This is a genomic window from Thermanaerosceptrum fracticalcis, assembly GCF_000746025.2.
Classification (GTDB): Bacteria; Bacillota; Peptococcia; order DRI-13; family DRI-13; genus Thermanaerosceptrum; species Thermanaerosceptrum fracticalcis.
Window position 1 is genome coordinate 1,931,326 of sequence record NZ_CP045798.1, and the last position, 17,682, is coordinate 1,949,007.

Below are 17,682 nucleotides of genomic sequence, written 5' to 3' on the forward strand. Positions count from 1 at the left end.
ACTATGACCTCCAGCTGAACCATGACATGGTATTATTGTGCTTGGTCTGGAGACGTTTACTTAGTATTTCTTTCAAGGTGTTCTCATCCAGGTACCTGGTTAGACGTCCTTCTTCGGCTATGGAAATAACGCCGGTTTCTTCAGAGACGATAATACCTAAGGCATCGGACTGCTCGGTTAGACCAAGACCGGCCCGGTGGCGCGTTCCCAGTTCTTTACTAAGGTTAGGATTTTCGGAGAGGGGCAGGAAACAGCCTGCGGCCATGACCCTGTCACCGCGGATAATCACGGCACCGTCATGCAAAGGACTTTTAGGAATAAAAATATTCACGAGGAATTCGGTGGAAACCAGCCCGTCAATTTTAATCCCTGTTTCAATAAAGTCGTTGACGCCTGTTTCTCTTTCAATAATGATGAGTGCACCAATGTTGTTATTTGATAAAACTTTGACTGCCCTCACCACTTCTTCCACCAAATTACCCAGGGCCTCCTCATTTAACATGGCCATGGGACGGGCAAAAAACCGGCCCCTTCCCAGCTGTTCCAAAGCACGGCGCAGTTCAGGCTGGAAGACAACGGGCAGAGCCACTACGAGTACTGTCTGGACTTGGCCCAGGATCCAGGCAAAAGTGCGAAAACCCAGCCAGTTGCTTAAGAGGGAGGCCATAATTAAGACCACAAGCCCTTTAATTAACTGCACAGCCCGGGTACCTTTAATGATCATCATAACCTTATAGATGACAAAAGCTACAATAGCAATGTCGATTATACTGATAATATTAAACATTTCCAGTTCCTGTTTTAACACCAGGCACCCCTCCTTCTGTACAGCTTATATCTTAAATATATAATCTAGTTTCTACAGTTTAAAGGTAGATTCCTTTTAAAATCTACCTTATCTTTAGTATTTTTACCACACTTTAGGCTTAAAAAGACCAAGAAAATATTTTTTCCCGTTAAGAACCTTCTCCTGCAGATTCTACCTTAGAATTGTACCATTTTTTTACAAATCATTGATAGTAATTTCTTCGAATTTATGATAAGATTTTTTAGGCATAATTTTACATTTTATTCCATGCGGCCATTTTTTATGACTACTTAGTAAACCGTGAAATACCAAAAATATATCCCTTTAAAAAGCATGCCAGTGTGGTATAATGTGATGTAATGTAAAAGGGGGGATCTATATGCGTAAATGGCTGGTACCAATAACCTTAGTCTGTATTATTTCCGGTTTCTTTCTGGCCTTCCAGCTCAAGGTACAGGCCAGCAATACTACTATCAATCCCCTTAGCCAGAAAAATACAAACCTGGTCACCATCATTAAAGATTTGGAAAAAGAAATAAAAATCCAGGAAAACCAGATTGAAAGAACCCGTAACGATCTTAACGCCCTGCAGAACCAGCAAAGCAGCAGAAAACTGCAAGAGCTGAAAAACCAGCTTGACAGATTGAAAGTAATGGCAGGACTGACACCCGTAGTGGGGAACGGAATTATTATTGTTATTGATGATAATAAAGCAGGTCTCAAGGCCAACCCTAATGATGACCCCAATAAATATATCGTGCATTACGAACACATCCTCAATCTGGTGAGTGAACTGAAAGTCGGGGGAGCAGAAGCCATTTCCGTGAATGGTCAGAGACTGATCACAACTTCGGAAATTCGTTGTGTGGGTAACGTAATCCTCGTAAACACCACCAGAATTGCTCCGCCTTTTGAGATTCGTGCCATTGGAAGCCCCAAGCTCCTGGCCGAAATTGTGACCAACGGTGAATTGGAACTTTTAAAATCTTCGAATTATCCTGTAACTTTGCAGGAGGAAACTGAACTCATCATCCCCGCCTACAAGGGAGAACTTCAATTCAACTACTCCCAGCCGGCAAAGGAGGGCTAAACTATGTGGCTTCTGCCTGTTCTAGGTTTAATTATAGGTGCCATGATTGGTTCCGCCATTACCTTCCAGGTACCTCTTATCTATGTTAAATACATGTCTATCGCGGTTTTAGCCTCTCTGGACTCTGTTTTCGGCGGGATACGGGCGGTATTAGAAGACCATTTCGACGGAACCATTCTCTTAACAGGATTTTTCACCAATGCCCTGCTGGCTGCCTTCCTGGCTTATATGGGAGACCGCCTGGGTGTAGATTTATATTATGCTGCCGTGTTTGCTTTTGGCGTACGTCTTTTTCAAAACCTGGCTATCATCAGACACAATTTATTGACAAGGTATCGCAAGAAAAGAAAACCCGAACCGAGGTGAGGAATCCGTGAAAAAAAACCATTGGCAAATACCGATAACCTTGGTTTTCCTGCTTTTGGGTATTTTACTTTCGGTACAATTTCATGCCCAAAGCCGCGTTACCAGCGACCTTACCATGCAGAGAACAGAAGACCTCATTGCCATGGTACGTGGTCTTTCTGATAAGAGACAAAAACTAGCCCTCGAAATTAGCGACCTGAGTTCCCAGTTGTACTCTCAACTGCAAAGTGACCAGGACGAGAAAAAATTAATGACCAGCCTCAGGAACGAGTTGGAAAAGCTGCAGATCGTTACTGGAGGTACAGCTTTAAAAGGACCTGGGTTAGAGGTAACCATTGACCAAAACGCACCCATTCTCTATATCGATTTAATTAGCATTGTTAACGAGTTATGGGGTGCCGGAGCAGAAGCTGTGGAAATAAACGGGCACCGCATGACGGCTAATTCGGCAATTTTTTATGGGGAAGATGAACAGGCCATGTATATTACCGTCAATAATCACCGATTGCAATTTCCCATCGTGATTAAGGCTTTGGGTAATCCTAACAACCTGGAGAAAGGCCTGACTATTCCCGGGGGCATCATGGACAATTTAGCTCTCTTTAAAGCCTTCCCCCGGCTAAAACAGATGGAGTCTCTAACCATTGCTCCATTAAATGACCCGCCTGTTTTTCATTTCCTTCGGGAGTATAAACCTCCAGAAACACCGGGTAATCAGGAGCCCAACAAACCTGCCGCATAATTCGGCACCCGCTCCCCGTTTCCCGACTTCCGGCTTCCGATGTCCGAATCAACAGGGCCGATTCACCAGTATGCTATTAATAAAACGCTAATTAGCTACCCAAATTCAGAGAACAAATTAAAAGAATGCGCCGTAGGCGCATTCTTTTAATTTGTTCTTTTCACCGAACCCAGTTTTTGTGCAATTTCTCTGGGCCTCGGAATGAAGCCCATCCGGCCTATAATACTCTCCTTATGTATGCGGTGTAAGCCTTTATATATTTCCCATTTTCTCTCCTCCGACACAGGCGGGGTAAAGAGGTCATAATAATTTTCTAATTCGTTACCATAAATAATTTCCGTCACCGGTATATCCAATTCCCGGAGTTCTTCCTCCAATGTACCGTTAAAGACATTTACTTTGACCCAATGCTTGGCAAGATAGTATTCAACCTGTTTTGTCATGAGCGTTGCCGGACTTATCTTATCTTTTATCCAGAGGTACCAGGTATGGTTATCCAGCTGCAAACGGTTAATGGTTCTTTGTTGCAGCTGGTACAAACATTTTTTGTAATCTTCCACATAGAATACAGCCCAATTGGCACGCACTTTTCTTAAGGAACCGTCGCTGTAGTTTTCCAGAAGAACCCGGTTCAAACAAGTGTGATAAACAACTGTACGGTAAACATCCTGGACAGGAAGATAATACTTGTCTTGCAAGGTGAGATGCGGGGTTAAACCAGTCTTTATCCTTCCCTCCACCTGGACCAACTCCACGGGATTTTTGGCATAGATAAGGAGTTCCCTTTCTCTGAGGATAAATTCACCTACTATACCATCCGTTATATCATAACTGTTAACTGCGCTTCGCTCCCCCGTCAACCATTTATAGCAGTATCCACTTTCAAATTCACCGGTTAACAGGATATCTTTCTGACTTTCTAACCAATCCTGGATCTTTTTTACACTGGAAATATGATAAGCGGAACAAAATACGCGATAGTTCAGAGGATTATCAGAGTCACTATAAGCTAATTCTTGCCTGCCTATTTCCGAAAATTTATCGACATAATAATAGTTCTTTACCTTCACTAAGGTTAGATCATAGGAAATCTTTACGATCTCATCCTGAGGTGTATTAACAATCACATAGGCCGAGAGCAATATCTTTCCTTGCTCTTTTTCCAGTCCTGTAACCTGGGTCCTTAAGAATGTATAGTTTTTTAACTCTTCACCATAATTAAAAATAAACTGGCTTCTTTCCCCTAAGGCAGCCTGCCTTTCCTGGCTGGATAAATCATAAAGAAGCGCCGCATCCATATTTTTGAGACCTCTTAAATAAATGTTCCCTACCATCCGGGCTGTCAGGTGTGGTGAATAAAATTTATTCATGAGTTCCTGCCGTATTAGGTTCCCTGTTTCGAACTGCAAAAGGGTGCCATAATCGTTAATGCCGGAGGCAGGCTGGGAATTAAAGCGGATATTCTGCCCGTAGGCATCCTGGAGCAAGGCTGCAGCCTCCAGTAGAGTAAGCTCCTGGAAATCATGGGGGGATTCACTTCCCGGCATTGATAATGACAATCGTATACCTTTCCCATAACTCCTGTAACCAGGATATTTTTTACAGTAATAATCTTTTATACCAGCATGATTAAAACTTAGAAGAAAGTGCTGTGCCTCAATCACTGGTTTTGTTTCCCCACTTGTCCAGACAACGGTAAGGGTACACTTTCCTTCAAACCTGTCCCGGGAAGCAAAGGCTTTAAGGAAACGCCTTTCTTGACTAGCAGTTTCCCATCCTGCAGGTCTCTCCGGCGCTAACCGCATTAGGGCATATTCTGCGCAGTCTTTAAGAGGCCCTTCACATTGGCGCACAACTTCCATAAAAAAAGGAACCAATCTTCTATCCCTGGTTTGCGACAATTCAGAGAGAAAAAGAGACCGGTATTCCTCCCGCAATTCTCCCAAGGCTTTCAGACAAGCTCCCATAGCGTCATTCGGTTTAAGCTTTATTAACCGCTGGATAATCTCATGAAGAAAGTCCTGTGGTAACTGAAGACAGATTCTTGTTTGCGTCACTCTTCCACACTCCTTCTGTCGTATATAGATTTCTTCGCCATAACCCCCTCCACTCCTCCAAAAATTTTCCGCCTTTTTCCAGCACTATTCGCAAGACAACTAAATTTTTGTCGGTAAATGACATAATGTTGATAGTACCGACTACCAACTATCAACCACCAAATACCAACTAAAAAGAGCCGAACCTGACAGAAGCAAGTTCAGCTCTTTTATGATTTATAGTATTAGCTTGTAAGCTTAAGAAATTGGCCGCTGGTACTGCCGGTAACCTTCTGCTCATTCCAAGCCAGGACACCGTTAACCCAAACCTTTTCTATCCCTTCGGAGAAGGCAACGGGTTTCTCATAAGTAGCCTTGTCCATAACCCGCTGCTCGTCAAATAATACCAGATCGGCTTTATATCCCGGACGGATTAAGCCCCGGTCCTGCAGTTTTAGGCGCCGGGCAGGCTCATGGGTCATTTTGGCCACGGCCTTTTCCAGTGGCAGTAACCCCTTTTCTCTAACGAAATGCCCTAAAAAACGGGGATATGTACCGTAAGCCCGGGGGTGTGTGGCCCGTCCCCCCGTATAAATGCCTGAGTCACTGGCATAGAAAACATGTGGGTGAATAAGGGCTGCCTCAAGATTCTCCACGCTAATAGAATGACGCAGGGGTTTTGTGCCAATATCATTACCGGAAAAAGTATAGGGATAAACATCGGCTCTCATATCTAAGCCTGATTTATTAGCCTCTGCCAGCATGTCCAGGACCCTGGCAAATTTCGGCCAGTTTTGGGGATAGCCGGCCTTAATATGGCTGTATTGTACAGCTACCCCCGATTTAAGACCGATTTCCACGGTCTCTTCCACCGCTTGCAGCACCTTATCATATTCACTGCGAATATGGGTTGCGTAAAAACCACCATGTTCCTTGACGACCTCGCAAAGGATTATTAAGTCGTGAGTTGTGGCGAAATTCTGCGGCCAGTACTCGAGACCTATTGATAACCCCAAGGCACCTGCCGAAAGGCCCTTATGTAAATGTTCCTGCATCTGTCCAAGTTCCGCGGGGGTAACTCTTCCGGCCCGGGGCACACCCTGTACCAACTCCAGTAAAGTCCTGTATCCTATTAACAGGCCGTAGTTCATGGATCTTCCCTGGCTGCTCTTCAGAAACCCTGCGATATCACGGGGTGAACGCCCGCAGTTTCCGCCCACTTGAGTTGTTACCCCTTGTGATAAAAAAGCAGCCATACTCTCGCCACTGTAGAAATAAGATTCCGTGTGCGTATGAATATCAATAAATCCCGGAGCTAATGCATAATTTTTTCCATCTATTGTTTTCGTACCCGGTGAGGACATAAAGTCACCCACAGCCACAATCTTGTCACCCTTTACTGCCACTTTACCCATAAAGGCAGGGCTACCCGTCCCATCAACTATCCTAACATGGTCAATAATCCAATCACAATCTATAGGTTGTGGTGAAGCTGAAGATAAAGCGCCTTCCTGGGGAATGGCCTCATGGGTATCCCAGCCCATGGTTAAAAGAGTAGCCGCAGCCACAGCCCCCAGACCTAACAAGAACTGGCGTCTAGTCATTTCTTTCATTTTTTGTACCTCTTCGACATGCTGTTAACTTAATTAAGTTATTTCGGCACAAAAAGCAAAAAACCTTCTTATTATTCTTACAGTAATTGTCAAATTAATGTCTTTTTTACTTCTCCGGCGCCGCTTTGTGACTATTTGTTATTGTTTTCACAAAGAAGGATTTATTATAAATGAAGTGAACCATATATTATAAACAGGCCTTATTTATCATTGAAAGGGTGCATTTTAATGCGAAAATTTTCCCTTAAAATGGAACCCGCCCTTCCGCGGGCGGAAATGGAGCTATTAGCCATAGTGAAGGAACAAGGTGACAAGACTCCCGTCAGGAAAGGGCTCTTACAGTCGATTTTAGATAACCTGCCCTTTAACATTCTGGTTTTCGATGAAAACGGCTTTATCGCCTATGCCAATCTTAATTTTTGTAATTTAGTAGGTTATGAGCGTGAAGAAATTCTCGGGCTCCATATCAGCGAATATGCTGAAATACTGGTACCCACCATGCCTTATGACTTTTCCCGGTTACCAAGAATCCTCCAGGGTGAAATTATCGCCGGCTATCACTATAACCTCACTCATTTGGACGGCACCAATATACTGGTGGAGTTTAATTCCTATCCTCTGCGTACAGAGCCAGAAGCCAAACCTATTGGTTGTTTGGTAGTCATTAACCCAACAACAGCAAATGTAAATAGAGAAAAATAACGAGGTGGCCAGATTGGCCACCTTTGTTCTTTGTACCTATCTAACAACCGGCACACCCGCTGCAGCCGCCTGTCCGGGAACACGCCGACTTACCACCGGTAATGTCCCCCGAAACTGAAGATGTACCTCCCAAAACATTGCAGCGTCTGAAAAGTTGTTCTACTTCCTTGCTGCCGCATTTTTCACAGGCGGCATTTTTTCTCTCGCTGAAGGACAGCTTTTGTGAAAATACATGGTTACAAGTAAGACAACGAAAATCATAAGTAGGCATATCATTACCTCCATCCTTTGAGCTATCTACTTTCGTCCAAAGTGGTGACCAGAGACCAGTGTCCAGTGACCAGTGGAGATAAAAACCGGTTTCTGGTCATGTGTCGCCCGCAGCCTAAAAATCCAAACTGCTTCCACTAGTCGCTAATAACTAATAACTAGTAACTAGTAACTTGACCACTGCGAACTGCTAACTGCGAACTATTACAGTTCTATTATAGCAACTTGTTGATATATTTTTAATATGATTAGCTGAACCGGAGAATAGAAAGCAATGCTGCACCGTAAAAAGAAACCGATCAGGAAATTATTACTGGGCATTCTAGGGATTGTTAGTTTGATTATCCTAACTGTTATTTTTAATCCCCTCTCCCCACCTGATTACCAGGCCATCTCTTGTTTGGATGGAAAATTTGTGGTTCGAGCCCAGGAGGCGGAAAAAGTAACAGGTACAGAATGGACCTGGCTTGCTGCCTATTATTATGTGAAAAGAGATTATAAGACCGGCGATCCGGAACCGACCCTTTCCGAACTCATCAGTTCCGCCGAGGTTTTGAAAGATAGCCGAAAGGCCCGGGAAAATCTCGGACTAACCAAAGAACAATGGAAAGCGGTGCAAGATTACCATAAAAGGTTTAAAAGAACGGGGTATTTATTTTCCCGTGCCTATTTCTTTCCTTTGGGAAACGTTCAACCCCGCTATGAAGATACCTGGCAGGCGTCAAGGGAAGGGGGCAAACGAGTTCACGAAGGAACAGACCTCTTTGCACCCCAGGGGACCGAGGTCTTTGCTGTTACCAATGGCCACATCGAAAAAATGGGGTTTAATCCTCTTGGGGGGGAACGCATCGGCCTCAGGGGCGAAGATGGTTTCTACTATTATTACGCCCATCTCTCGGGCTATGCTCCTAACTTAAAAAGCGGCATGAAAATAAACCGCGGGCAGCTCCTGGGTTATGTTGGTCACACGGGAAATGCCCAAAATACTCCCGACCATTTGCATTTTGGTATGTGTACCCCCTACGGCCAGTGGATAAACCCCTATCATTTTCTTGTCTATTGGTCTAATCAATAGAAAGAATAATTTATTAGCAAATCCGGTATCCTGCAGGAAAGTTCAGCAAAAATGTAGAATTTATGCAAAAGCCTGTTAGGAGGTGTCGTGGTTTTGCTGGGTAACCGTCCGCTGCAAAGAGGAGATTTACTACAATTAAAAGTGATTTCCCCCATCTACCGGGATATGTATCAAACAGAGGTATTAGCCGTTGAAGGACAGGCCATGACTGTTTCTATGCCCATGGCCCAAGGTAAGATGGTGCTTTTAAGTGCCGGTACCCCTATGCAGATCACGTGTCCCCGCAGTAATATAACCTTTAGTTCGGAGATAATTTCCCGGGGCTTTAAACCGGAACCCCATCTGGTTATCCAGTTACCGTTCCACCTGGCGGAAGCACGTGGAAATAGACCCCGTGTTATTACTGTTACCAGTGGAAAAGGTGGTGTGGGTAAAACCAGTACTACCATTAACTTAGCCATTACCCTGGCTCAAATGGGTCAGAGAGTATTCATAATTGATGCTGACTTGGGCACAGCTAATGTCGACGTCTTATTAAATCTGCAACCCAAATATAACCTTACCCATATCATTAATAAGGAAAAAGAATTACTGGATATCATCGTGGAGGGCCCGGGTGGTGTATACCTTGTCCCGGGAGGCTCAGGTTTGCAGAACCTGGCTAATATTGAGGAATGGCAGTTTAACCGTTTGATTGCCAGCCTGCAAACACTGGAACAGTATGCCGATATTATCCTTATTGATACAGGGGCAGGACTGGGGAAAAACGTTATTAATTTTGCCCTGGCTGCCGATGATATCATTATCATTACTACGCCTGAACCCCACTCCATTACCGATGCCTACGCCATTATCAAAGTTTTGGACGAACAGCAGCATAAAAAATCACCCCTCCTGGTCTTAAACAGAGTAGAATCCCTCAAAGAATACCAGGAAGTTTCCGGCCGCATGGTCAACGTGGTTAACCGTTTCTTAACCTTGAAGATGTCAAACCTGGGCTATATTTTGGAAGACCCCACTGTTCCCAGAGCCAACCGCCGCTTAGAGCCATTTGCCCTGCATTATCCCAACTGCCCCGCAGCCCAGTGTATTAAAAACATTGCACAACAGCTCTTAAATCCGGGTAATGAACACATCCCTGCTCTCCCCACAAACCAAAGCTTTTTCAGCAAAATCAAAGAACTCTTCTCACGCTAACTCTTTACTTTCGACTTCCGACATCCGACCTCCGACTATGTTAATCGCTTTCAGCCACCCGTAACTATTTCGGAAATCGGGAAAAGAGAGCATCAGTCACTACCAACTATCAACTACCAACTAACAACTAATTCACTGCCCACTGCAAACTATTGCGTGGAGGTATTGAGCCATGAAAGAACGAAGAGAACCATGTCTCTCTCCTTTGGCCCTGAAAATTTTAGAGGAACGTTACCTGTTAAGGGATAAGGAGAGACATGTCATTGAAACCCCCTATGATATGTACAGGCGAGTAGCCGAAACCATGGGCGGCCAGGAAAAAGCACCCGCGGAACAAAAGGAATGGACTGAACGCTTCCTGGAAGGTCTCCTAAACTTGGAGTGGTCCCCCGCCAGTCCGTGCTTGATGAATGCGGGCACACCTTTACAACAGTTGAGCGCCTGTTTTGTTCTGGACATTGAAGACAGTATGGAAAGCATCTTTACTACGCTCAAGGATGCAGCTCTTATCTATAAAACAGGAGGGGGCGTTGGTTTTCACTTCGGTAAACTCCGGGAAAGAGGAGCTCTGGTCAGTACAACCAAAGGTTATTCCAGCGGTACTGTTGCCTGGCTCAAAGTCTACGATACGGCTGTGGAGGCTATCGCCCAGGGCGGTAAAAGACGCGGTGCTGCCTTAGGTGTCCTTCCTGTGCATCACCCGGATATCCTGTCCTGGATTAAAGCTAAAGCGATAGATCGAGAAATAACCAATTTTAACCTCTCTGTAGCCATTACCGATGAATTTATCAGGGCTGTAGACAGGGATGAATATTTTACACTTAGCAGTCCCCTGGGTCACTCCGTAAGACAGATACCGGCTAGAGAACTATGGAATGAATTATGTTATCAAGCATGGTCAACGGGTGAACCGGGCCTATTTTTTATCGACCGGGCCAACAGGGATAACCCCAACCCCCATTTTGGACGAATCTATGGGGGGAACCCCTGCAGCGAATTTCTTGCCGTACCCTACAGTTCCTGTAATTTAGCTTCAATTAATTTGGAAAAACATCTTAGAAAATTAAATGGTGGCTGGGAGTTTGACTGGGAAAAATTCCGGACCACTATTCATACTGTAGTGCGTTTTCTTGATAATATGATCGACGCCAACGTCCTGCCTCTTCCTAAACTCCAGGAAATGGCCCTGGCAACCCGTCCCATCGGCTTAGGATTTATGGGACTGGCCCGGGTCTTAAAAGCCCTGGAACTGGGCTATCATACCGGGGAAGGGCGTAGCTTTGCCCAGTCTATGGCCAGTTTCCTCCGCCAGGAAGCAGAAGCAGCCTCCCGGGCCTTAGCTGGGGAAAGAGGGGTTTACCCCGCCTGGTCCGGCTCCCTGTGGGAGAAAAAAGGCGTGCGCCTCCGCCACTCTAATCTTTTGTCCATTGCTCCCACCGGGACCATCGCTACCCTCACCAATACATCCTGGAGTTTGGAACCCGAATTTGCCCCCGTCTATCAACGCCGCATCCTGGGGGGAAAAGTCTTCTGGGAAATGGATCCCCAACTGGAGGAGAAACTAAAGGAATTGGACCTGGACACACCGGAGCTTCGCCAGGAATTGGAGAAAAAAGGCAGCATTCAGGAGATAAAAGGAATTCCCCAGGAAATAAAAAATGTTTTCGTCTATTCCCTGGATATTAAACCTGCTGACCATCTGAAAATGCAGGCTGTCATCCAGGAATATGTGGATGGTGCCATCAGCAAAACCATCAACCTCCCGGCCAGCGCCACTGTGGCCGAGGTGGCCAAAGCCTACCGGCTGGCTTATGACCTGGGGCTTAAAGGCTGTACCGTCTATCGCCAGGGTACCCGCCTGGACCAGGTGCTTTCCTTGACTAAAACAAAATAAACCATACTGATATGGCTTGTCTACCAAGTTGTATCTAATCACTAAGATATATATATATATTTGGATTCTTGAGTGAACACAGAAAATTTAAAGATGTGATAAGAAAGCCCACTATCATAATGATAATGGGCTTTTGTACTTGGCATACTTTGTTCTAATAAATTATTCGGAAATACCCGCTATTTTTTTGGCTAATTCCTTTTTGGCGTTGAAATAGCAAGCTGCATACCAGCTTCGATGGCTTTTTGGTTGAGAGGTAATAAATCATGTCGATGGACAGGCAATATTTCTTTTAAACTTTCCAGGACCGATTCTGCTTTCAGACATTTGGTGGCAGAAATCAGGGTTCCCAGAAGGATCATATTGGCAATCCGTTCATTACCCAGTTCTTTGGCCATGTCATTGGCAGGTACTTTAATAACTTTAACATCCTGTCTTAACGCTTCGCGTGTAACTGTAGATGAATTAACGATAACCAGGCCGTTTTCACGGATACGTGTTTCGAATTTATCAAAAGAGGGTGCATTCATTACAACCAGCCCTGAGGGCTTACTAACTACAGGGGCATCTATTTCTTCCTCAGAGAGGATAACAGAGCAGTTGGCAGTCCCACCGCGCATTTCGGACCCATAGGAAGGTATGTACATCACTTGTTTTTGCTCTTTCATGCCAGCATAGGCAAGAATCCTCCCCATCAGCATTACCCCTTGACCGCCGAATCCTGCCAGGAGAAACTGGTGCATCATGTTATTCTACCTCCTTGGGTGCCTTAATTACTCCAACCGGATAATAGGCTTCCAAATTATTTTCCATCCATTTGATTGCTTCCACTGGCTCAATACCCCAGTTAGTCGGGCAAGTTGATAATATTTCGACAACGCTAAATCCTTTACCGGCCATTTGCAATTCAAAGGCCTTTCTTATAGCCTTCTTTGTCTTGTTAATAGAAGCCACGCTGCTGATCTTGGTTCTTTCCGCATATACACACCCATCCTGCAGGGCCAGCATTTCCGTCATCTTAATGGGATATCCCGTTAAAGCCGTATTACGACCGTAAGGTGAGGTGGTAGCTTTCATCTCCGGTAAGGTGGTCGGAGCCATTTGCCCACCGGTCATCCCATAAATACCGTTATTTACAAAGATAACACTTATCTTTTCCCCGCGTACTGCGGCATGAATTATTTCAGCAGTACCAATGGCTGCCAGGTCGCCGTCACCTTGATAGGTAAAGACTAAACAATTGGGATGGACACGCTTAACTCCGGTGGCAGTAGCTGGAGCCCTGCCATGGGCTGTGGCCACCATATCAAAATTGAAATAATCGTAATTGAAGCAGGAACAGCCTACGGAGGCCACACCTATGGTTTTGGACATGACTCCCATTTCATCAATAACCTCGGCTACCAAACGGTGAATAATACCGTGAGTGCAACCGGGGCAATAGTGCATTGGCACATCCACAAGGGCTTCTGGATATGAAAAAATCTTATTCACCTATTTTCCCTCCTTAACCAGCTCTTTTAATTTACCCAGTACTTCCTCAGGTAACGGTATAACCCCGCCCAAACGGCCATAATGGTGAACAGGTCTTGCATTACCAATGGCTAACCTTACATCATCAATCATTTGTCCGGTACACATTTCCAAAGCAAGGAAAGCTTTAACCTGGGGAAGAATATCCTGGAAGGGCTTTACTGGGAAAGGCCAGACACTGACAGGTCGCAAAAGGCCAGCTTTAATACCTTCTGCACGTGCCATTTTCACTGCAGCTTTAGCAATTCTGGCAGCAGAGCCATAGGCAACAATTACATATTCAGCATCATCAAGGAGATATGAATCCCACCGCACTTCATTGTTTTTTATCTCATTATACCTCTTGTGCAGACGCAAATTGATTTGTTCTAATACATCTACTTGAGGATAGGAGGAACTTACGATATTACGGGGGCGATTGTGGTTTTCACATACTGCCCATGTTTTTTCCGGTTGTTCTTTATTCTCTTCCGGCAGCTCGACAGGTTCCATGATTTGGGCCAGTATACCGTCACCAAGTATCATTACCGGATTGCGATATTTATCGGCCAGGTCAAAAGCCTCATAAGTCAAATTAACAGCTTCCTGGACAGTAGCAGGAGCCAACACCAGCAAACGATAATCACCATGTCCCCCGCCCCTGGTTGCTTGCCAGTAATCGGGCTGTGCTCCCTGAATTGCCCCCAGACCAGGGCCGCCGCGCATAATATTTACTATGACACATGGCACCTCTGCACCAGCCATGTAAGAAATTCCCTCTTGTTTTAAACTAATACCGGGACTGGACGAAGATGTCATAACTCTGGCACCAGCGGCACCTGCCCCTAATACCATGTAGATAGCGGCTACTTCACTCTCCGCCTGTAAGAATGTTCCTCCTACTTCAGGCAGACGTTTTGCCAGATATTCAGGAATTTCATTTTGCGGCGTTATAGGGTAGCCAAAAAAGTAGCGACAGCCGTTACGAATGGCAGCCTCAGCAATAGCTTCGCTCCCTTTCATTAAAATCTTTTCAGCCAATTTAACTCCTCCTCTTTCCTTAGGCATTATATAACTCTTTACTTTTAACGATAAACTTCTATACATACATCGGGACAGAATGCATAACAAGAGCCACAACCGGTGCATGCCTCTTCATTTGTTAAAGTGGCAGGGTTATAACCTTTGCTGTTAGTATAAGGAGCTAATGAAATTATTTTTTTTGGACAAGCGTTAATACATAGAGTACATCCTTTGCAACGTTCCTCCCGTATTTTGATGTAACCCATTAATTAAACCTCCTTTAGATTAAGGTTCTGTTAGTTAAAATAAACAAACCTAGTGGCTAAACCGAGTAGCAATAAATTTAATATGCAATAAACATGCCAACGGGGAATCTTTAATTTAAACCCTATCATTTAGCAAAATGAGTCAATATTGACTCGCTAATGAACCAATTTTTAAGTCGTAACTTTTATTACGGAAACAAATGCCTGTCTTACTTGCTTAGATGAACTTCCTCCATAAAATGGATAAACATTTTAAGATGATTCATAAATGAATCGTACATCCTGATAGGCCAGACAATAATACGTCTTCAAACCATTTGAATGGCTTGAAGACGCGTAATTGGGGAGGGGAGGTTTGCTTTAGATAGTTTAAATTTTAGTGGATAATATTAACCTGCAGTCCAACCACCATCAATCACCATGTTCGCCCCAGTAATGTAACTCGCTTTAGATGAACAAAGGAAAACTATAAGATGAGCCACTTCTTCAGGGGTTCCGGGCCGCCCCAGCAAAGTACGGGATGTGATGATCTGATTCCATTTGGGGTCAGCCAATACACTCTCAACCAGAGGTGTACTTATAAAAGCAGGAGAAAGGGAGTTAGCACGAATACCATACTTAGCCCATTCAACCGCAAAAGCCTTTGTTAATTGTTTTACAGCCCCTTTAGTACCTGCATAAATTCCCCTTTCTGGCAATACTTCTTCGCTCTGTAACGAACCTATGTTTACAATAACCCCTTTTATTCCCTTCCCAATCATCGTTTTACCTACCTCTTGGCAAGTAAAAAATGTTCCTTTCATGTTAATATCAACCATAAAATTCCAATCATCTTCGGTATATTCTTCTATGGGTTTTCTTTTATTTACTCCAGCGCAATTTACTAGTATATCAATTTTTCCTTGTTCTTTTATAACTCCCTCCACCATTTTCTTGATATCCAAAAGGTTCCCGACATCTGCCTGTGTATAACTTGCCTTTAGTCCCTGAGAAGTTAATTCTTTAACCAATTCCCAACCCTCATCAGCATTTCTACTCACAATAACTGAGTGGGCACCTTCCTTACATAGTTCAATAACTGTCGCTCTTCCTATACCTTTAGTTCCACCTGTTACCAATGCAATCTTGCCATTAAATTCACTCACTACTTATCACCTCCTCCTTATATTTCAAAAAACTTGTCCCCATTGTTCTAAATGGTACTGCCCTGACCTAAGCAAACAACTTTACTAGGAAAAGCGACAATCCAGGCAGATACGTGAACAAAAATAAATCCACGATTAATATCACTAGAAATGGGAAGGAAGCTTTTACAATCTGTTTAAAGGTAACCTCTTTTAGAAGACCACCGGCGACGAACAGATTGACTCCTAAAGGCGGGGTTAAAAGACCTATTGTCATATTGACAACCATTATCACTCCGAAATGGATAAGGTCTATATTCATTTTCATCAGCAGGGGAAGGAATATAGGTCCCAAAATTATGATAGCTGCATTAAGCTCCATCAAACATCCAGTAATAAGCAGTATTATATTTATCAACAATAAAAGAATGACAGGATCCTTTGCAACGCTTGAAATGGCTGTTGCCACTTTTACAGGAATTTGCTCGGTAGTCAATATCCAGCCCATGGCTGTAGCGGTAGCAATAATCAACATAACCATCGCAGAAGTTACCCCAGCTTCAGAAAAGCTTTTAATAGTTTCTTCATATGTCAGCTCTTTGTAAATAAAAATACCTACGAAAAGACTATAAACACAAGCAACTGTAGCAGCTTCTGTTGGCGTGAATACTCCACCGTAAATACCCCCCAATATAATCAGAGGCATTAACAAACCCCAAATTGATTCTTTTAGTGAAGAAAGAAATCCTTTTAAAGTAGGCCTTACAGTTCCTTTATAACCTCGTTTTTTCGCTATAACATAGCACACCGCCATTAAGGAACCACCCATTATAAAACCTGGGATTACGCCTGCCATGAACAATTGCCCGATGGATGCATTCATGGAAATTCCATAAGTAACAAACGGTATACTGGGGGGGATTATAACGCCGATGGTTCCGGCAGCGGCCATTAAAGCTACCGCAAAGTCCTTGTCATAACCTGCTTTAATCATAGCCGGTACCATGATTGCGCCTATTGCAACAACAGTCGCTGGAGCTGACCCCGAAATAGCAGCAAAAAACATACATGCAAGTACGGAGACCAGGGCCAATCCACCGGCCACCGAACCTACCATATTGGTGGCCAGATTAATCAAACGCCTTGATATTCCACCCCGCTCCATTAACCGGCCCGCTATCATAAAAAGTGGTATAGCCAAAAGGGGAAAAGAATCAAGACCTGTAAACATCCTTTGTGCAATTAAGAATAAAGGTACTTTTTGCGTTATTGCTAGCGCTAGCAGTGAGGACAACCCCAAACCGACGGCTAAAGGTACATTCAAGATAACTAATGTTGCAAACGATACTAAAAGTATGTTACCCATTAATAGTTTCACCTCCCGCAATGGCGTTATCCGCTATTACTTGATTTTTATCACTTTCGGTATCTTCTACCGCCTTTAAAGTGAAAATCTGTTCAATTAGAAGCATGAAATACCGTATAGTCATTAATAGACATCCAACCGGTACTGCGGCATAGGCCCAGACTATAGGCATACGCATGGCAGGAGAGAGCTGCCCCGTTTTTAGTAACTTCAATGTGTAATCATAACCAATGTAGCTAACAGCACAACAAAAAATAATACAGAAAACGGTAGTAATGATGGAAATATACTGTTGTACCTTTTTCGGTAAGATCATAACGAACGCTTCAACTCCGATATGCGCACCCTTTTTAACACCTAGGCTTGCACCTATAAAGGCAGCCCAAATACTCAAATATCTTGCAGCTTCCTCAGCCCAAGAGGATGAATCTCTCAAAACAAAACGAGCTATTACTCCCCAAAATGTAATTGCTGTCATAATGATTAACAAGATGGCAATGAGATGGTCTTCAATAAAGGTCAAGATCTTATCTAGCTTTTTTAGAAATCCCATTTCTCATCCTCCTAATTTCTAATTATGTTGATTAAAGAGCAACTG

General features: G+C 43.9%; 18 protein-coding genes. 7 read left to right on the top strand and 11 right to left on the bottom strand.

Features of this window, described 5'->3' with window-relative positions; genetic code table 11:
* Position 1: 1 nt before the first annotated feature.
* Positions 2–808 carry a diadenylate cyclase CdaA gene (gene cdaA, locus BR63_RS09935; protein ID WP_420825478.1) on the bottom strand — a complete coding sequence of 269 codons (807 nt, stop codon included), beginning with the start codon at positions 806–808 and terminating at the stop codon, positions 2–4.
* 379 nt (positions 809–1,187) lie between these two features.
* On the opposite strand from cdaA, the gene BR63_RS09940 reads away from it, so the two are divergent.
* From BR63_RS09940 to BR63_RS09950, 3 genes are read left to right on the top strand one after another with little or no spacing between them, the layout of a single operon-like run.
* On the top strand, positions 1,188–1,898 hold the full coding sequence (locus tag BR63_RS09940; protein WP_034421622.1) for a DUF881 domain-containing protein: 711 nt from the start codon (positions 1,188–1,190) through the stop codon (positions 1,896–1,898).
* Between the two features lie 3 nt (positions 1,899–1,901).
* Entirely contained in the window at positions 1,902–2,264 is a 363-nt protein-coding gene (locus tag BR63_RS09945) for a small basic family protein (RefSeq protein WP_034421624.1), read from the top strand.
* Between the two features lie 7 nt (positions 2,265–2,271).
* Complete coding sequence (locus BR63_RS09950; RefSeq protein ID WP_034421625.1) at positions 2,272–3,006, top strand: DUF881 domain-containing protein; 735 nt, start codon at positions 2,272–2,274, stop codon at positions 3,004–3,006.
* A 146-nt stretch (positions 3,007–3,152) separates the two neighbouring features.
* On the opposite strand, the gene BR63_RS09955 is transcribed toward BR63_RS09950, so the two are convergent.
* Positions 3,153–5,063, bottom strand: a complete 1,911-nt coding sequence (locus BR63_RS09955) for a hypothetical protein (RefSeq protein ID WP_034421628.1) — start codon at positions 5,061–5,063, stop codon at positions 3,153–3,155.
* Positions 5,064–5,287: 224 nt separating this feature from the next.
* Positions 5,288–6,655, bottom strand: coding sequence for an amidohydrolase family protein (locus BR63_RS09960; RefSeq protein WP_034421630.1), 1,368 nt, complete (start codon positions 6,653–6,655; stop codon positions 5,288–5,290).
* Between the two features lie 228 nt (positions 6,656–6,883).
* Between BR63_RS09960 and BR63_RS09965 the strand changes: the two genes are divergently transcribed.
* Entirely contained in the window at positions 6,884–7,357 is a 474-nt protein-coding gene (locus tag BR63_RS09965; RefSeq protein ID WP_034421631.1) for a PAS domain S-box protein, read from the top strand.
* 40 nt (positions 7,358–7,397) lie between these two features.
* Here the strand turns inward: BR63_RS09965 and BR63_RS09970 are convergent, their stop codons facing one another.
* Positions 7,398–7,628, bottom strand: coding sequence for an FmdB family zinc ribbon protein (locus BR63_RS09970; RefSeq protein ID WP_034421633.1), 231 nt, complete (start codon positions 7,626–7,628; stop codon positions 7,398–7,400).
* A 273-nt stretch (positions 7,629–7,901) separates the two neighbouring features.
* On the opposite strand from BR63_RS09970, the gene BR63_RS09975 reads away from it, so the two are divergent.
* The 3 genes from BR63_RS09975 to BR63_RS09985 all read left to right on the top strand — a co-directional run bounded on the left by BR63_RS09975 (position 7,902) and on the right by BR63_RS09985 (position 11,793).
* The gene (locus tag BR63_RS09975) at positions 7,902–8,702 is read left to right on the top strand and encodes a M23 family metallopeptidase (RefSeq protein WP_051965631.1); all 801 of its coding nucleotides are present in this window, start codon (positions 7,902–7,904) and stop codon (positions 8,700–8,702) included.
* Positions 8,703–8,795: 93 nt separating this feature from the next.
* Entirely contained in the window at positions 8,796–9,899 is a 1,104-nt protein-coding gene (locus tag BR63_RS09980; RefSeq protein WP_153802058.1) for an AAA family ATPase, read from the top strand.
* Between the two features lie 172 nt (positions 9,900–10,071).
* On the top strand, positions 10,072–11,793 hold the full coding sequence (locus BR63_RS09985; protein ID WP_051965636.1) for an adenosylcobalamin-dependent ribonucleoside-diphosphate reductase: 1,722 nt from the start codon (positions 10,072–10,074) through the stop codon (positions 11,791–11,793).
* A 191-nt stretch (positions 11,794–11,984) separates the two neighbouring features.
* Here the strand turns inward: BR63_RS09985 and BR63_RS09990 are convergent, their stop codons facing one another.
* The 7 genes from BR63_RS09990 to BR63_RS10020 all read right to left on the bottom strand — a co-directional run bounded on the left by BR63_RS09990 (position 11,985) and on the right by BR63_RS10020 (position 17,637).
* Positions 11,985–12,539 (bottom strand): 2-oxoacid:acceptor oxidoreductase family protein, encoded by a 555-nt coding sequence (locus BR63_RS09990; protein WP_034421634.1) that lies wholly within the window; start codon positions 12,537–12,539, stop codon positions 11,985–11,987.
* A gap of 1 nt (position 12,540) precedes the next feature.
* Positions 12,541–13,287, bottom strand: a complete 747-nt coding sequence (locus BR63_RS09995; RefSeq protein WP_034421636.1) for a thiamine pyrophosphate-dependent enzyme — start codon at positions 13,285–13,287, stop codon at positions 12,541–12,543.
* Positions 13,288–14,328, bottom strand: coding sequence for a 3-methyl-2-oxobutanoate dehydrogenase subunit VorB (locus BR63_RS10000; RefSeq protein ID WP_034421663.1), 1,041 nt, complete (start codon positions 14,326–14,328; stop codon positions 13,288–13,290).
* Positions 14,329–14,390: 62 nt separating this feature from the next.
* Positions 14,391–14,594, bottom strand: a complete 204-nt coding sequence (locus BR63_RS10005) for a 4Fe-4S binding protein (RefSeq protein ID WP_081908106.1) — start codon at positions 14,592–14,594, stop codon at positions 14,391–14,393.
* A 389-nt stretch (positions 14,595–14,983) separates the two neighbouring features.
* A complete protein-coding gene (locus tag BR63_RS10010; RefSeq protein ID WP_034421637.1) occupies positions 14,984–15,739 on the bottom strand; it encodes an SDR family NAD(P)-dependent oxidoreductase in 756 nt (251 codons plus the stop codon).
* A 67-nt stretch (positions 15,740–15,806) separates the two neighbouring features.
* Entirely contained in the window at positions 15,807–17,084 is a 1,278-nt protein-coding gene (locus BR63_RS10015) for a TRAP transporter large permease (protein ID WP_034421638.1), read from the bottom strand.
* Positions 17,077–17,637 carry a TRAP transporter small permease gene (locus BR63_RS10020; protein ID WP_051965642.1) on the bottom strand — a complete coding sequence of 187 codons (561 nt, stop codon included), beginning with the start codon at positions 17,635–17,637 and terminating at the stop codon, positions 17,077–17,079. The genes BR63_RS10015 and BR63_RS10020 overlap by 8 nt, the downstream gene beginning before the upstream one ends.
* Positions 17,638–17,682: the final 45 nt, after the last annotated feature.

Bases quoted from the DNA above. Each gene is read 5' to 3' on its own strand.
- BR63_RS10005 (WP_081908106.1), bottom strand. From the start codon at position 14,594: ATGGGTTACATCAAAATACGGGAGGAACGTTGCAAAGGATGTACTCTA.
- BR63_RS09970 (WP_034421633.1), bottom strand. From the start codon at position 7,628: ATGCCTACTTATGATTTTCGTTGTCTTACTTGTAACCATGTATTTTCA.
- BR63_RS10015 (WP_034421638.1), bottom strand. From the start codon at position 17,084: ATGGGTAACATACTTTTAGTATCGTTTGCAACATTAGTTATCTTGAAT.
- BR63_RS10000 (WP_034421663.1), bottom strand. From the start codon at position 14,328: ATGAAAGGGAGCGAAGCTATTGCTGAGGCTGCCATTCGTAACGGCTGT.
- BR63_RS09945 (WP_034421624.1), top strand. From the start codon at position 1,902: ATGTGGCTTCTGCCTGTTCTAGGTTTAATTATAGGTGCCATGATTGGT.
- BR63_RS10020 (WP_051965642.1), bottom strand. From the start codon at position 17,637: ATGGGATTTCTAAAAAAGCTAGATAAGATCTTGACCTTTATTGAAGAC.
- BR63_RS09975 (WP_051965631.1), top strand. From the start codon at position 7,902: ATGCTGCACCGTAAAAAGAAACCGATCAGGAAATTATTACTGGGCATT.
- BR63_RS09985 (WP_051965636.1), top strand. From the start codon at position 10,072: ATGAAAGAACGAAGAGAACCATGTCTCTCTCCTTTGGCCCTGAAAATT.
- BR63_RS09960 (WP_034421630.1), bottom strand. From the start codon at position 6,655: ATGAAAGAAATGACTAGACGCCAGTTCTTGTTAGGTCTGGGGGCTGTG.
- BR63_RS09990 (WP_034421634.1), bottom strand. From the start codon at position 12,539: ATGATGCACCAGTTTCTCCTGGCAGGATTCGGCGGTCAAGGGGTAATG.
- BR63_RS09965 (WP_034421631.1), top strand. From the start codon at position 6,884: ATGCGAAAATTTTCCCTTAAAATGGAACCCGCCCTTCCGCGGGCGGAA.
- BR63_RS09940 (WP_034421622.1), top strand. From the start codon at position 1,188: ATGCGTAAATGGCTGGTACCAATAACCTTAGTCTGTATTATTTCCGGT.